Source organism: Symploca atlantica LB2515, from assembly GCF_052546295.1.
The window spans coordinates 304149-319520 of the sequence record NZ_JBQWMT010000001.1 but is presented as its reverse complement, the minus strand read 5'-3'; the positions used below and the strand labels follow the sequence as shown (position 1 = coordinate 319520).

Genomic DNA, 15372 nt, shown 5'->3' with positions numbered 1-15372 from the left:
GGAACGAAAATGCTTTCTAGTTGCAAAGCTCTCCGGTTAATGCCTCGAATTTCATATTCCCGGCAGTCATACTTCCGTCATTCGTAGTATTTGCCTATACATCTTTGAATAAAAGATTGTTAAGCTGAGTATTTGAAAAGTGGCACAATTTAAGCTTTAATTTTAATCGGGCTTAAATAAAGACGGAATTACAAGAAAAGCTGCTTCGCTTTTTGATCACTAGCTGACATCATGCAACAGAAGCTGCAACAGCCCAATCCGAAAGCAGACCAAAAGTCTGTAGAGAAAAAAGCAGCCTGCATCTCAGTAATCATTAATACTTTTCTCAGGTAATACTAATGTTTACATTAAATAATGTTGTCTAAAAATAATGGCTACCGCAAAACCGAGAGAGAGTGAGTCATGAGAAATGAATTAAAACCCCACAGGGTCAGCAGAAAAATTAAACGTTTTTGCAGTTTTTCTTCAATTTTAATCCTCATAGCTACTCTGATTATCGCCCAGGCAAAATATTTTAACGTTCAGGAAATTTTAAGGAACGCCTTAAACTGGATTGACCATCTAGAGTACTACAAACCAATCGCCTTTATTGTCATCTATAACTTAGCTACTGTACTATTTGTACCAGGAGCTATTCTTACTCTTGGCGGTGGTATTATTTTTGGTTTAGTTTGGGGTTCAGTCTACGTTTTCATTGCTTCAAGTTTAGGCGCTACCTGTGCTTTTTTGATTGGGCGTTACTTATCTCGCAGTTGGGTTTATCAACAAATTGAAGGTAACCACAAGTTTCAAGCAATTGATCGGGCTGTTGCCAGAGAAGGATTTAAAATTGTCTTCTTGACGCGCCTTTCCCCTGTGTTTCCTTTCAATCTTTTAAATTATGCCTTTGGCATAACGCAAGTTTCCTTAAAAGACTATTTTTTTGGCTCATGCGGCATGATTCCAGGAACTGTTATGTACGTTTACCTGGGACATTTGGTGGGTGATCTAGCAATGCTCAGCACAACAGAAATTAATCCCCAAGCAAAAGCTGCCCGATGGGGGATTAATCTACTTGGCTTAATTTTGACGATCGCAACTACAGTTTACATAACTTATATTGCCAAAAAAGCCTTAGAAAAATCCAAATTTCCTCAGTAGCAATTCAATTATTTTACTTAATTATTTAAACTTGCTTTTATGAGTCAGGCATTGTAGCTTTAAAAATTCCTAATAATAACTAAACTAGTTTGGTAAACAATTTTAGGATTGAGCTCATGCCTCCCATTAAGCGCCGTCGATTCTTACAGTTTGCCAGTTCTACTTTGGCAACACTAGGCTTGAGTCAGCTAAATATACAGCGACAAGGTTTTCGTTATGCCAGAGTTTTGGGACAAACTACACCCCGCAAATTGGCGTTGCTAGTAGGAATTAATCAATACCCCCAAAGTGAACGCTTTGTCAGCTTAAAAGGCTGCGTCAATGATGTGGAATTGCAGCGAGAGCTACTAATTCATCGCTTTGGTTTCAAGGCAAATGATATCTTGATCCTGACCGACAATCAAGCAACTCGTCAAGGTATTCTACAAGGCTTTGAAGAGCATTTAATCAAACAAGCCAAACCGGGAGATGTGGTAGTATTTCACTTTTCCGGACACGGTTCTCGCGTTGCTGAACCCAGCAAAGTCAATCCCGACCAACTAAACAGTACCTTTGTCCCAGCCGATGATGGCTCCCTCCTACAACAAGGTATAGTTACAGATATCATGGGTCGAACACTGTTTTTGTTAATGTCCGCCTTAAAAACTGAGCATGTCACAGTGGTACTCGATAGTTGTTTTTCTGGTGGTGGAACTAGAGGGAACTTTCGCGTACGTTCTGCTAACGGCGGTGCTAACTTACAAACCACCCCAGCAGAATTTGAGTATCAACAGCAATGGCTTTATCGGTTAAAACTTCCCAAAGAAGAATTAGAAAAAAGACGCAGTATTGGAGTAGCTAAAGGGGTAGTAATTGCCTCAGCACGCAGAAATCAACTGGCAATCGATGCAGCTTTTAATGATTTTTATGCGGGTGCTTTTACCTACCTTTTAACTCAGTATCTTTGGCAGCAAACTAGTACAGTAGAAAATGCGATCGCCCAGATCAGCCGCGATCTTAAGCAGATCTCATTTCAAGTACCTCTAGCCGATATTAAACCAGGAAGCGGCAATGAAAGGAAGCCTGTCTATTTTGTCAATCAACAAATCCCGCCAGCAGAGGCGGTAGTTACTCAGGTAAACGGGAATCAAGTTAAGTTGTGGCTAGGGGGATTAAATTTCAGCAGTATTGAAGCCTTCAACCAGGGAGCAAGTTTTTTGATTGTGAATTCTGACGGGCGCAGTTCCGGAGAGGTCAAGTTACAATCTCGTGATGGTTTAATTGGAGAAGGGACTATAGTCGAAACGGCTACTATGCCCTCCTTACAACCAGGGACTTTACTGCAAGAATCAACAAGAGCTATTCCTGGTAATTTAAAGTTACGCATCGGTATTGACCCAACCCTGGTAAATGATACTACGGTGGCTAGGGAGGCACTAGCTACCATGGGACGTTTTCAGGGAGTGCCTTTTCAAGGAACAGAGGTGCCTTACCAAGGTGAGATACACTACCTCTTGAGTCGGATGATCCCAGAAGTTATTCAAGCATGGCGTTCTTCTTCCAGCAACCTCAAAGAAGAAGAGATTCCCCCAGTAGGAAGCATTGGGTTGTTGTCCCCAGGACGAGACGAGGTACTTCCTGACTCATTTGGTGAACCGGGAGAGACAGTAAAAGATGCTCTCTTTCGCTTACAAACTAAACTCAAATCTTTACTAGCAGTCCGCATTGTCAAACATACCCTGAACGCCAACTCATCGCGGTTAAATATAGCAGTGGCAATGACGCCAGAGAATCAGCAAGAATTGATTGCTGAGGCATTTACAACTCGCGATCGCAGTAGCATAAAAGAAAGCAACCGCCAGCTTTCCCAACAGTTAAAGTTAAATACGCCCTTTCAGTTCCGGGTGACGAACCAAGAATCTCAACCCCTGTACCTGAGTATTCTAGTAATTGACCCCACAGGAGGACTGACTGTTCTGTTTCCCAATCAGTGGCACAACTCAGAGGAGAAAACGCGATTAGAGGCTAAGCAAACGCTGCTGATTCCTAACCCAGAATTAGACGGTTTTCAGTTAGTGGCGGGATCTCTGGGAATTGGCGAAGTGCTAGTAATTGCCAGCCAAGCACCACTCAAAAAAGCCCTGCTGACCTTACAATCATTAGCAGCAGAACTCAGACGAGATCGCGGGCCCCTGACGCCCCAGGAACCAGTTGCAGTGATTGGTGATTTACTCGATGACTTAAGTACAAGTCGTGGCACCGGAAGTACCACTAATGTTAGTCAAGAAGTGAGTGCTAGTGAAATAGCAACACTCTCGGTCACCTTTGAAGTAATTTAGTAGAGGTGTTTTTGCTCAAATTCAGCACAATTACCCTTGATCAAGAACCGCCACTAGGAGTGCATTGATTTCAGATGAGTCCTCGCCCTCTCATTGCCCTTCACGACGTCAGCAAAGTTTACTCTAATGGCACTCTTGCCTTGCAAGAGATGAACCTTACCATTGAACAACAACAATTTGTCAGTATTGTCGGGTCATCTGGATGCGGTAAAAGTACGGTGCTGCGGCTAATTGCTGGCTTGGGTAAGCCCAGTTCCGGCATGATCGAACTTAAAGAAACTCAATCATCATCGGAGTTAGCTTTTGTTTTCCAAGAATCCGCCCTGATGCCTTGGGCAAATATTGTAGAAAATATCCGTCTACCCTTAAAACTGGCGGGTGTCTCTCAACAAAAATCCCGTGGATTAGTGCAAGAAGCGATTAATCTTGTAGGTTTGGCTGGATTTGAGCGCAGTTATCCCCGCGAACTCTCTGGCGGCATGAAAATGCGGGTATCGATTGCTAGGGCGCTGGTTACTCAACCAAGTATTCTACTGATGGATGAGCCTTTTGGCGCTTTAGACGAAATGACCCGTTCTAAGCTTAATAGTGATTTGCTGGGTTTATGGCAACAGCAACGCTGGACAGTGGTGTTTGTTACTCACAATATCTACGAAGCAGTATATTTATCAAATCGAGTGATTGTTATGGCATCCCGTCCCGGTAGAGTAGTAGCTGATATACCAATTGAGGCGGCTTATCCTCGTACTGAAGAATTTCGCACTTCTCGGTTGTGCAATGAATACTCTCGTGAGATTTCTGCTCGTTTACAGGAAGCAGTCGCAGGGTTTGAGCATCACAAAATAACTAAGAGTACTGATCAACTACTTGACTCAGCAGTTAACTAAAGTAACCACAATTCCTGAGCATAATTGCTAGATTGACCGATAGAAGGTGACAGCAGACAGTACTGCCAATTAAGAGTTTGCGAATATGCCATCCAGGAAAACAGAAAGTTATGCCAATGGAAGTAATCAAAACTCTACTAGAGTCAACTCAACTGTTATTTTTTGCAGGAGGCTGCTGAAAAAATTAGCATCAATAGATGTAATTGCTCCGGTAGTAGTAGGTATAACAGTATTACTAATCTGGGAAATTTTGGTGCGAGTAACAGGAGTACCATCTTATTTACTACCTGGGCCATTGTTGGTGCTACAGACACTAATAAGTGAATGGAATGCATTATTTAATTCACTGATAATTACTTTGCAAATTACAGTATCTGCTTTAATTTTGGCGACTGTATCTGGTCTTTTAGTGGCAACTTTATTTACCCAAAATAAATGGATTGAGCGGAGTTTATTTCCTTACGCAGTAATTTTACAAACAACGCCAGTAGTAGCGATCGCTCCTTTAATTATTGTCTGGCTGAGAAACAATACTTTTGCTGCCTTAGTGGTTTGTGCTTGGCTTGTGGCATTTTTCCCGATTGTTTCTAATACAACCTTAGGACTCAAAAGTGTTGAGCAGAACTTAAGTGATGTTTTCCAGCTTTACAAAGCATCCCGTTGGCAAACTCTCCTCTATCTACGTTTACCGAGTGCTTTACCTTATTTCTTGGGAGGATTACGAATTAGTGGCGGCTTGGCGTTGATTGGTGCAGTAGTCGCTGAATTTGTTGCTGGAACGGGCGGGGCGCGCTCAGGAATTGCTTACCAAATTCTCATGTCTAGCTACAATTTAGAAATTCCTCGCATGTTTGCTGCCTTATTGATGACTACGAGTTTGGGCGTGATGATCTTCATCGTGTTGACAGCTTTGTCTGATTTATTGCTAAGCAAATGGCATGACAGCACTCTTAAAAGAGAGAATTAAAATGGTTAAATGCTTAATTGAAAAATGAGTCTATAAGCCAGATTTTGGTGTGTACAGCTCAATTTGTTATTTTCTCTTGCCTGTGAAGTTAGTGATTAATCTAACTTGAAACCAGCCGATTAAGGTAGGAGCGAGTTATCCTGAAAAAATAATGACTAGCTAGTTAACTGACTAATCTTACTTATGAGTATTGATGACAAGCGGGAAACTCAATCCGAGCAACCAATCAATTCATCTACCTCAGCAGAAAAACAATCATCCGATTCTCCTCTGATTGATGTCGCCATTGAGGTAAACGAGGCAATTACCGACACGGTTTCCCAAACGAGTAAAAATCTTGCAGAAACTGTAGCCGGAGTCTCCAAGGTAATCGAGGATGTAGCAAAAACTGCTGCAACAGTTAGTGAAACTGTTGGCGGTGCAGCCTCAGAAACCACCCAACTTGCAGCCCAGCTAAGAGAAGCAGCACAACAGCTTTTAGAACAGGCTACAGCAGGTACAGGACAAACTTTGGCTGCGATCGCAGAAAATCCCCTACTGAAGTTTATTATCAAGCTTCCAGGCGCAGATTGGTTCTTAACAATAGTTGGTCAGGTAGATGAGAAGCAAGCACTCTCCGGTGTCAGGGAGCTACAGTCTAAGTATCCCAAAGAAACCCCCAGCCAGATTGCTCATCGTCTGATGGTTGAGAAGTCTCTGTACGCAGGCGGTATTGGACTAGTAACCAACATTATTCCCCCCATTGCCGTTGCTTTTATCGGGATTGATTTAGTGGCAACAACTAAATTACAAGCAGAAATGATTTATCAGATTGCCGCCGCCTATGGTTTAGATTTGCAAGATCCAGCACGCCGGGGTGAAGTCTTGGGGATTTTTGGCTTATCTTTGGGTAGCTCAGGAGTCCTCAAAACTGGGTTAAGTGTCGTGGAAATTCTTCCTGGTGTGGGGGCAATGGTGGGGGCTTCTAGTAATGCTATCATGCTTTACGCCCTAGGTTACGTCGCTCGCCACTTCTATGAAGCGAAGACTAATCCTCAAACACAGCCAGTTACCGCCGCTGTTCTTCAACAGGAAAGCGAGGACTATCTCAAGGCAATGGTTGCTCAGCGAGTGATTATGGATCAGATTCTAGTTCAAATGATTTTGACTAGTTGTCCCGAAAAATCTTGGTCAGATATTGTGCCTGAGTTACAGCAGCTTGCTTTGCCAAGTAGCTCTGTAGATAGGATAGCTGCTAATCTACAATCTCCTCAACCCCTAGAGGCGCTCTTAGAGCAACTGCATCCAGATTTAGCGCCTTCTTTACTGGCTCGGTGCTATAAAATTGCTCAGCTTGATAGCATGATTACTCCAGCAGAAACGGAGGTTTTAGTAGCAATTGCCCAAAAGTTTAATTTAGAGTTGAGTACCATTGAAGACGCTCTGAACTCTCAACAAAAATAGCAGTCCTCAAAAGATTTTTAAATAGAAGGTGTGCCAAAAAGCTGCGACCAATAATGCTTGTGTACAGACGAATAATTCCTCGCATAACCAAAGCCAATTTCTTTTAGTTCCGGGTCTAGAATATGGCTTTTGTGTACAGGACTATCCATCCATGCCTCAACTGTTTCCTGTGGAGTAGTTTGTCCTGCTGCTATATTTTCAGCTATTTTTTGCCAAGCATAGCCCGCAGCTTCAACCCGCCCTTGAGTACTAGAACCATTAGAGCCAGTATGAGAAAAAAAGCCATTTTTTGCCATATCCTCAGCATGACTCTGTGCCGCTTGACCCAAATGGGAGTTAAGTTGTAAGGGAGGAACACCGACTTTTGCTCTTTCCTTATTAGTCAATTGCCATAACTCAGCTTCATAAGCGGCTTGTGCCAGCAAAAGAGGAGTAGGAGACTTTGATTGTGCTAAGTTACTCTCTTGAATTAGCACTATTTCTGGTGCAGAGGCTGCTCTTGTCAAGCCAGGAGCTATGGTGGTCAAACTAATACCTAGGAGAGCAGGTATTAGAAAATCAATTAATCTCTTTTTTGCAGAGAAAGTACTTTGCTTTAACACAAATTTTTAAGTTTTTTGCTGATAGGACTTCGTAGAATGTTTATTTAATTTAGCAGATGGCCAGGATAATTGGTCAGTCGGAAAAATTCAGATATTTGCTCAAAAAAGTCAGAAAAAGTCAGGTTTATTAGTAGAAGCGACGAGATAAATCATAGTGTTTCTTAGATGAGTGCTATACAATTTGACCTATTTCCCAACCCTTCTCTTACAGGGAGAGTGCAGAAGAAGTTTGGTACATTAAAACAATATTTACTTTATACATTCAGATGATTACTACTTCAGGGCGTTACTGGATAAAAAATGCCCATGTGCCAGCTTCTTTAATAGAAAATGCCAATTTACCCAAGCCAATTAAACAGGAGTTGTGCTTGGTAGATCTGGAAATAGCCGACGGAGTGATCGCTCAAATTACTCCCTCAGATGGTAGTGATACTGCTTCTCTGCCAGTTTTTGATTTGCACAGAGGACAAGTGTGGCCTTGTTTTGTGGATATGCACACCCACCTCGATAAAGGTCATATCTGGGAGCGTACGCCTAACCCGGATGGTACGTTTGCTAACGCCCTAGCAGCATGCCAGATTTATAGCCAAAAGCACTGGTATGCTGAAGATGTCTATCGTCGCATGGAATTTGGTCTCAAGTGCAGCTATGCTCACGGTACGAAAGCTATCCGCACTCACATCGACTCTTTTGCTGAGCAGGGAAAAATTAGTCTAGAGGTGTTTCAAGCTCTGCAAAAGGAGTGGCAAGAAAGAATTACCCTACAAGCAGTTTCCCTAGTCACCCTAGATTACTACCAAACAGCTCAAGGAGTTGCCCTAGCTGACAAAATTGCTGAGTTAGGAGGTATTCTTGGGGGCGTTGCTTATACAAATCCCGCATTAGATACCCAACTTGATCAAGTATTCCAGTTAGCTGAAGAACGGGGTTTAAATCTTGACTTTCACACTGATGAAAACAACAATCCCGATTCTATTTGCCTGAAAAAGGTAGCAGAAGCTGCTCTACGCAATCAGTTTACAGGGCAAATTATTTGTGGTCACTGTTGTAGTTTAGCCGTACAAACAGCAGATTTAGTTGCAGAAACTCTGCAACTGGTAAAGCAAGCAGGCATTGGTATTGTTAGTTTACCGATGTGCAATCTTTATCTACAAGATCGACAATCTAGCCGTACACCACGATGGCGGGGAGTAACATTACTAAACGAACTAAAAGACTACGGCATTCCCGCTGTTATTGCTAGTGATAACTGCCGCGATCCTTTTTATGGTTTTGGCGACCATGATCTTTTGGAAGTCTTTACTCAAGCAGTACGGATTGCCCATTTAGATACACCTTATAGTGATTGGCCTAGTGCTGTTACTAAGACAGCAGCTGAGTTAATTGGTTTGCCCAATGTGGGAAGGATTGCTGTAGGGCTACCTGCTGATTTAATTTTGTTTAAGGGACGTTACTTTAGCGAATTATTATCTCGCCCGCAGCAGGATCGTGTTGTCCTGAGAAATGGTAAAAAAATTGAGACTAAGTTGCCGGATTATGCAGAATTGGATAGTTGCTCGTAAGTAGAAATTAAGGAACCACTGATACACACAGATAAAAAAGGATAGATGGCTGGTAATTAGTGTAAATTAGTCATGACAATACAATCACCTAAAATGTAGAAAACCTAATTCCTTTATTGCAGTTTTGTCCCAATTTCAGCATTTTAACGAAATTAACTATTATCAGTATAGAGTTTATCTTCAATGCGAACCACAATAAAAAAATCAAATTTTGTCCTAAATCCTTACATGAAAAGCAACAATTGGTGGGCGACTTATCAAATCTTAAATACAGTTGTCCCTTATGTCTTTTTATGGTTTTTAGCAGTCAAAGCAGCTTTTATTTCCTTTTGGTTGCTGCCGCCAATCATGATGATGATCACACTCTTTTCCGTGCGCTGTTTTTCTTTAATGCATGATTGCGGACACTATTCCCTCTTTAGTTCAAGAAGGGTTAATCGAGTCGTTGGTTTTATTTTGGGTGTCATTAATGCAATACCCCAATACCCCTGGTCAAGAGGACATGCCTATCACCACAAAACCAACGGTGATTGGGATCGCTATCGTGGTCCTTCTGCCTTGCTCTCGACCAACGAATTTGCCAAACTCAGTCCATCGGCTCAAAGGTGGTATGAATTTCTCAGGCACCCGTTGATGATCTTTCCCGGAGGTTTTTTCTACCTTGCTATTAAGCCAAGACTTGCTCTGATCGCAGGAACCTATGATTTTATCGGTCATCTGCTGACTTGCTGGAAGCAAGATCTAGGCATGAGTTTAGCGGTAATTATCTCCTCTTATAAGTCGAAAAATTGGTACACTACAGCTGAGTTTTGGGATCTACTGTTCAACAATATTTGCGTAGTCGGCGGCTGGATTTTTCTCGGCTATTCACTGGGATTTGGTTTCTTCTTGAGCGTTTACTCAATCACGCTAACTTGTGCTGCGGCGATCTTCATCTGCGTCTTTTTTGTGCAGCACAACTTTGATGGATCTTACGCCCATAAAACCGAAGGTTGGGACTATTTGCTGGGAGCAATTCAGGGTAGTAGTTACCTAGAGTTGCCCTGGTTTTTCAAGTGGTTTTCCGCAGACATTGGCTACCACAATATCCATCATCTCTCAGAAAGAATTCCCAATTACAACCTCGAAGCTTGCCACAATAAGAATAGTCACCTGCTGGCTCAAGTAAAAACACTGCGCATGGCAGATATTCCTGACTGTTTCAAATTTATACTGTGGGATTCTGCCTCAAGTAGCCTTGCCTCGATCGCATCATTTCGTCAAACTGCCCAATCTCTTACTCTAGATACAGAACAAAGTCTTCTAGAAAGAACTGATATGGTACAAACGATTGTTAAAAATGTTGAGGCTTAATTCTGATGCATCTATTTTTTTCTGTGTTGGGTATTCTCCTGACAATATTAATAGTAGGGCTTGTTTTCTATCTGTTCACCGCCCGTCGCTACCAATCATCTGACTCTGTAGCTAATTCCTATGACCAATGGACGGAAGACGGCATTTTGGAGTTTTACTGGGGTGAACATATCCACCTGGGGCATTATGGTTCGCCGCCACAGGACAAGGATTTTTTGAAGGCAAAATCTGACTTTGTGCATGAGATGGTGCGTTGGGGTGGTTTAGATCAGCTACCTCGTGGCACCACTGTTTTAGATGTTGGTTGTGGCATTGGTGGAAGTAGCCGCATTTTGGCAAAGGATTATGGGTTTGCCGTCACCGGGATTACCATCAGCCCCCAACAAGTCCAACGCGCCCAGCAACTCACTCCCCAGGAACTGGATGTACAGTTTCAGGTAGATGATGCCATGGCACTCTCATTCCCTGATGCGAGTTTTGACGTGGTTTGGTCGATTGAAGCCGGGCCCCACATGCCGGATAAAGCCATTTTTGCCAGAGAGTTGATGCGCGTGATCAAGCCCGGTGGTGTACTGGTTGTTGCCGATTGGAATCAGCGGGACGACCGCCACCAGCCCCTTAATGTTTGGGAAAGACCCGTAATGCAACAACTACTCGATCAGTGGTCCCATCCCGCATTTGCTAGTATTGAAGGCTTTTCTGAGCTTTTGGAGGCAACAGGCTTTGTTGAGGGAGAGGTGACAACCGCAGACTGGACAGAACAAACCCTTCCTTCCTGGCTTGATTCGATCTGGCAAGGCGTGATTCGACCGAGTGGACTGGTGCGATTTGGTCTACCGGGTTTTATCAAATCTCTGCGAGAAGTCCCCACCCTTCTACTGATGCGGCTGGCATTTGGCACGGGTCTTTGCCGATTCGGGATGTTTCGTGCTCAGCGGGCTAATGTACTACCGCTATCAACGCAGACCGTTTCAACTGCAACGGGTCAAGCTTACGAGCAACTTTATTAGTTTGTCGTGAAAAACCAAGATTGGGGGGCTTCCCCCCAAGCCCCCCGTTGGGGGACGAGTGCCTCCCCCAAGCCCCCTGCACAGGGATTGATCGGTTGAGATGAATTTTGTTAAATCAGTGCCATTCCACGTAAAGCCGCGTTAATCTGCCGCTAAAGTTCGACTATCAACAAAAAATTCATAACTAATGACTACGAAGCCATCAATAGATTGGGATGCTCTAACTTCTGAACTAGAGGGGATAGAAGTTATCACCGAACCTACACAAATTGCTAAATTGTCCCTTGACTACTATCACTTTAGTCCAGTACTACAAGGTCAATTGGCTGATAAGAGAGGGGATTTAGTGGTTCGTCCTAGTAGTGAGGAAGAAGTACTACGAGTGGCGGCAGTTTGCGTTAAATATCAGGTGCCGTTAACAGTTCGGGGGGCGGGTACAGGTAACTATGGTCAGTGTATCCCTCTCAAGGGTGGCGTGATTCTCGACACTACTAAGATGAATGGGATTCGCTGGATTAAGCCAGGATTGGCTTGTGTTGAACCTGGGGTAAAATTGGCAGCTTTTGACAAAAAAGCAAGGGAGACAGGCTGGGAGTTACGTATGGCTCCTTCTACCTACCGCACAGCCACGATTGGCGGCTTTATTGGTGGAGGTAGTGGCGGAATTGGCTCGATTACTTATGGTCAATTACGCGACTGCGGTAATCTTCAGGCAGTGAGAGTTGTCACGATGGAAGATCAACCACGTGTAATTCAATTACGCGGCAATGACGTACAAAAGGTAAATCATGCCTACGGCACCAATGGCATTATTACTGAGTTAGAAATTCCCCTTGGTCCTGCCTATCCTTGGGCGGAATTAATTGTTGTCTTTGACGACTTTATGACGGCAGCTAAATTTGGTCAATCCCTGAGTTATGCCGACGGTTTAATTAAGAAATTAGTCAGCATCCATGCTTGGCCCATTCCTTCTTATTTTGCAGCTTTAAAGAGTTATCTCCCAGAAGGTAAGCATTGTGCTTTGCTGATGATTGCTGAATCTTCTCTTGAACCATTGCAAGATTTAATTGAGGAATACAGCGGTCAAGTTACTTATAATAAAACTGCCCAAGAAGCTGGTAAGGGAACTCTGCTGGCAGAGTTTACCTGGAATCATACTACCTTGCATGTCCGTAGTGTTGACCCCACACTTACCTATTTACAGAGCCTTTTTCCCGTGGATAAAAACCTGACTTTGGTGGAGCAAATGTGTCAGCACTTTGGCGATGAAGTGATCATGCATTTAGAGTTTCTCCGTCTTGGTGGAGAAATCATGCCAGCAGCACTGCAAATAGTACGTTATACGACGGAAGAACGCTTGAATGAGATTATTAGTTATCACGAAGCCAATGGTGTAATGGTTGCTAATCCCCACACCTATATTCTGGAAGATGGGGGTATGAAAACTGTGGATCTGGAGCAGTTTAAATTTAAGAAAATGGTCGATCCTTATGGGTTACTTAATCCTGGCAAAATGAGAGCTTGGCAGGAGTTGAAAAACTCTCATGGGTAGGGTTAAACCTAGTAGGAAAATTAAGCCGGATTGAGTTACCTATAAAAACAATAATGCATAGCCCTATACCCCCAGAACGTTTTTTCCCCTACCTCACCTGGACTGATATCCAGGCGATGCCAGATAAAGAGAATGTGGTAATTATTCAACCCGTAGGTTCTATTGAGCAACATGGCCCTCACTTACCTCTTATTGTCGATTCGGCAATTGGTGTCGGCGTTCTTGGTAAAGCCTTGACTAAGCTGGAACCAGATATTCCTGCTTATGCTTTACCCAATCTTTATTACGGCAAATCCAATGAACATTGGCATTTTCCTGGTACTATTACCCTTTCTGCCCAAACACTCTTAGCAGTACTCATGGAAATGGCAGATAGTATTTATCGGGCAGGTTTTCGCAAATTAGTATTAATGAATTCCCACGGGGGACAGCCACAAGTCATGGAAATTGCTGCACGAGATATTCATCAACAGCATGAGGATTTCTTGGTTTTTCCCTTATTTACTTGGCGAGTACCCTATCCCGGCAAAGAGTTAACAACTCCAGAAGAATTAGAATATGGCATTCATGCTGGAGACTTAGAAACTAGTGTGATGCTCTCACTACTGCCAGAACAGGTAAGAATGGATAAGGCAGTTAAGGAATATCCCCATGGCTTGCCAGAAGATAGTCTGTTGAGTATGGAAGGAAAGTTGCCCTTTGCCTGGGTGACGCGGGAGTTAACTGCTAGTGGTGTGTTAGGAGATGCTACAGCAGCAACCAAGGAAAAAGGCGATCGCTTATTAGAATCCGTCTCTGATAGTTGGGCAAAGGTAATTAAAGATATCTATAAGTTCCGCCAGCCACAGTTGTGGAAAGAAAGCTGAACTATTTTGCCTTTAGTTAACGTGCCATCATTCTAGTTGTTGCTAAAGGCAGCGTAAACCAAAAAGTGGCTCCTGCTCCCGGACTACTAATCACCCCAATTGTACCCCCATGAGCGCTGATAATCTGCTTACAGATATATAGCCCCAAGCCCAAACCAAGAGTCTGTCTGGCAGTAAGCCCACGAGAGTAGAGGTCAAATACTCTAGCAGATTGTTCCTCACTCATGCCTACGCCGTTATCGCTGAGAGTACAGCGCATCCACTTTCCTTCTAATTGAGCATCTAAAGTCAAATTTAGTCCAGGTCGGTTGTACTGGAGTGCATTAGAGATCAGGTTTTCGTAGACGCGCCTTAACTGGAGAGAGTCCACTTTCAATAGTGGCAGTTCAGTAGCAATATGCTGACTCACATTTGCCTTAACTTGGTCTAGAAAAGGCTGCATGTCTGCAATTACAGAGTCGGTTAAGACTTTAAGATCTATTGAATGAGTACGAAGCTTAATTCCTCTGGCTTCCGTAGCATAAGCTTCTAGCAAGGTATCAATTAATTGGACTTGGCGATCGCTACTATTGATCATCTGTTCGAGAATTCTCGGAGATACTCGTGCTTCCTCCCCAGAGGTACGACGCAGGTTTTTGAGTACCATCATCATGCCGAGAATTGGGTTGCGCAAGTCGTGGGAGACTGCATGAAGAAAAACTTCTAGGCGCTGATGTACTTCTAACTCCCGCTTCCATAGGCTTTCGTAGAGATAAACCCCAACGTTAGCAATAAAGCACATCAAAACGGCGTCAGCGAGATTTAAGAAAATTACATTGCCGTAAGGTATAGAAGGTGGCACGGAAAGATCCCTCATGCCCAGTAGACTCATCAGAACAAAGTAACCTAGCGTTCCTACCTGCGAGATTAAATGGTAGCGCCACTGAATGGGTATCAAGATTGCTTGACCCAGAAATAGGATAGTTACATCGGGTATACTTGCCTGTCCTTGCAGTGTCGCCTGGATTTGCGGTAACAGCGAAATTGACCAAGAAAAACCTAAGAAAATTAATTCTGGATAACGTTTTGCTATGGGAGTTTTGAGTACAGTCAAGCACAAAAATAAGCCCAACTCCTGAACCGCAAAAGGAAAGTACAGACGCAACCAAATCTTTTCTTGGCTGAAAAATCGCTCCGGATTGCCACTAGCATTTAGCGCCGGAACCACCACCAAGAGATTAAGGATGAAGTAAATCAAGACCAAAACTATGGCAATCGAGATCCCCACAGGCAATCGCTCTAACCACAAGCGATGCCGTCTCTTTTGGTACTCCTTGGAAGTCGGGGTCGCTTTAAGCTGCTTACACCAAGCTAGAATCGCTTTCAGGTATGAGGATAGCTGCATCTTGCTCGGAAAATCATCTTCACAGCGTTCTCTCAAGAACACATATTTACTGCCTCTTGAGCCTAGACTAATTAGTGATCATCCTGCTACACCCAATAGTCTCATCCAGTTGGGTGAGTCGAGTGGTTGAGGTCAGACCCCATTAACTTTACATAAGTTAATATAAGTCTGTACTCACCAATTCTCGTAACTATGGCTAACTCTGAAGAACGCAAAAAGCAGATTATGGAACACATCAAACGCACAACAGAACTTCCTCAGCAGTCTGCGACTAATACCAATTCAGAT

Annotated in this window: 12 protein-coding genes; 10 read left to right on the top strand and 2 right to left on the bottom strand. The window is 43.3% G+C overall.

Going from position 1 to position 15372, the window contains the following annotated elements:
• Positions 1-402 precede the first annotated feature (402 nt).
• The 5 genes from ACT7WV_RS01395 to ACT7WV_RS01375 all read left to right on the top strand — a co-directional run bounded on the left by ACT7WV_RS01395 (position 403) and on the right by ACT7WV_RS01375 (position 6755).
• On the top strand, positions 403-1140 hold the full coding sequence (locus tag ACT7WV_RS01395; RefSeq protein ID WP_445101176.1) for a TVP38/TMEM64 family protein: 738 nt from the start codon (positions 403-405) through the stop codon (positions 1138-1140).
• A 116-nt stretch (positions 1141-1256) separates the two neighbouring features.
• Positions 1257-3458 (top strand): caspase family protein, encoded by a 2202-nt coding sequence (locus ACT7WV_RS01390; RefSeq protein WP_445101175.1) that lies wholly within the window; start codon positions 1257-1259, stop codon positions 3456-3458.
• Between the two features lie 74 nt (positions 3459-3532).
• Positions 3533-4345: an ABC transporter ATP-binding protein gene (locus tag ACT7WV_RS01385; RefSeq protein ID WP_445101174.1), complete on the top strand. Its 813-nt coding sequence runs from the start codon at positions 3533-3535 to the stop codon at positions 4343-4345.
• 85 nt (positions 4346-4430) lie between these two features.
• Positions 4431-5312 carry an ABC transporter permease gene (locus ACT7WV_RS01380; RefSeq protein WP_445101173.1) on the top strand — a complete coding sequence of 294 codons (882 nt, stop codon included), beginning with the start codon at positions 4431-4433 and terminating at the stop codon, positions 5310-5312.
• A 183-nt stretch (positions 5313-5495) separates the two neighbouring features.
• A complete protein-coding gene (locus ACT7WV_RS01375) occupies positions 5496-6755 on the top strand; it encodes a hypothetical protein (RefSeq protein WP_445101172.1) in 1260 nt (419 codons plus the stop codon).
• A 17-nt stretch (positions 6756-6772) separates the two neighbouring features.
• Here ACT7WV_RS01375 and ACT7WV_RS01370 read toward each other — a convergent pair whose 3' ends face one another.
• A complete protein-coding gene (locus ACT7WV_RS01370) occupies positions 6773-7282 on the bottom strand; it encodes a CAP domain-containing protein (RefSeq protein WP_445101171.1) in 510 nt (169 codons plus the stop codon).
• A gap of 341 nt (positions 7283-7623) precedes the next feature.
• Here ACT7WV_RS01370 and ACT7WV_RS01365 point away from each other — a divergent pair, with 341 nt between their 5' ends.
• The 5 genes from ACT7WV_RS01365 to ACT7WV_RS01345 all read left to right on the top strand — a co-directional run bounded on the left by ACT7WV_RS01365 (position 7624) and on the right by ACT7WV_RS01345 (position 13700).
• Complete coding sequence (locus ACT7WV_RS01365) at positions 7624-8919, top strand: cytosine deaminase (protein WP_445101170.1); 1296 nt, start codon at positions 7624-7626, stop codon at positions 8917-8919.
• A 183-nt stretch (positions 8920-9102) separates the two neighbouring features.
• On the top strand, positions 9103-10272 hold the full coding sequence (locus ACT7WV_RS01360; RefSeq protein ID WP_463424134.1) for a fatty acid desaturase: 1170 nt from the start codon (positions 9103-9105) through the stop codon (positions 10270-10272).
• A 5-nt stretch (positions 10273-10277) separates the two neighbouring features.
• Positions 10278-11282 carry a methyltransferase domain-containing protein gene (locus ACT7WV_RS01355; RefSeq protein ID WP_445101168.1) on the top strand — a complete coding sequence of 335 codons (1005 nt, stop codon included), beginning with the start codon at positions 10278-10280 and terminating at the stop codon, positions 11280-11282.
• 187 nt (positions 11283-11469) lie between these two features.
• Positions 11470-12834: an FAD-binding oxidoreductase gene (locus ACT7WV_RS01350; protein ID WP_445101167.1), complete on the top strand. Its 1365-nt coding sequence runs from the start codon at positions 11470-11472 to the stop codon at positions 12832-12834.
• 53 nt (positions 12835-12887) lie between these two features.
• Positions 12888-13700, top strand: a complete 813-nt coding sequence (locus tag ACT7WV_RS01345) for a creatininase family protein (RefSeq protein WP_445101166.1) — start codon at positions 12888-12890, stop codon at positions 13698-13700.
• A gap of 16 nt (positions 13701-13716) precedes the next feature.
• Here ACT7WV_RS01345 and ACT7WV_RS01340 read toward each other — a convergent pair whose 3' ends face one another.
• Positions 13717-15084, bottom strand: a complete 1368-nt coding sequence (locus ACT7WV_RS01340; protein WP_445101165.1) for a sensor histidine kinase — start codon at positions 15082-15084, stop codon at positions 13717-13719.
• Positions 15085-15372 lie beyond the last annotated feature (288 nt).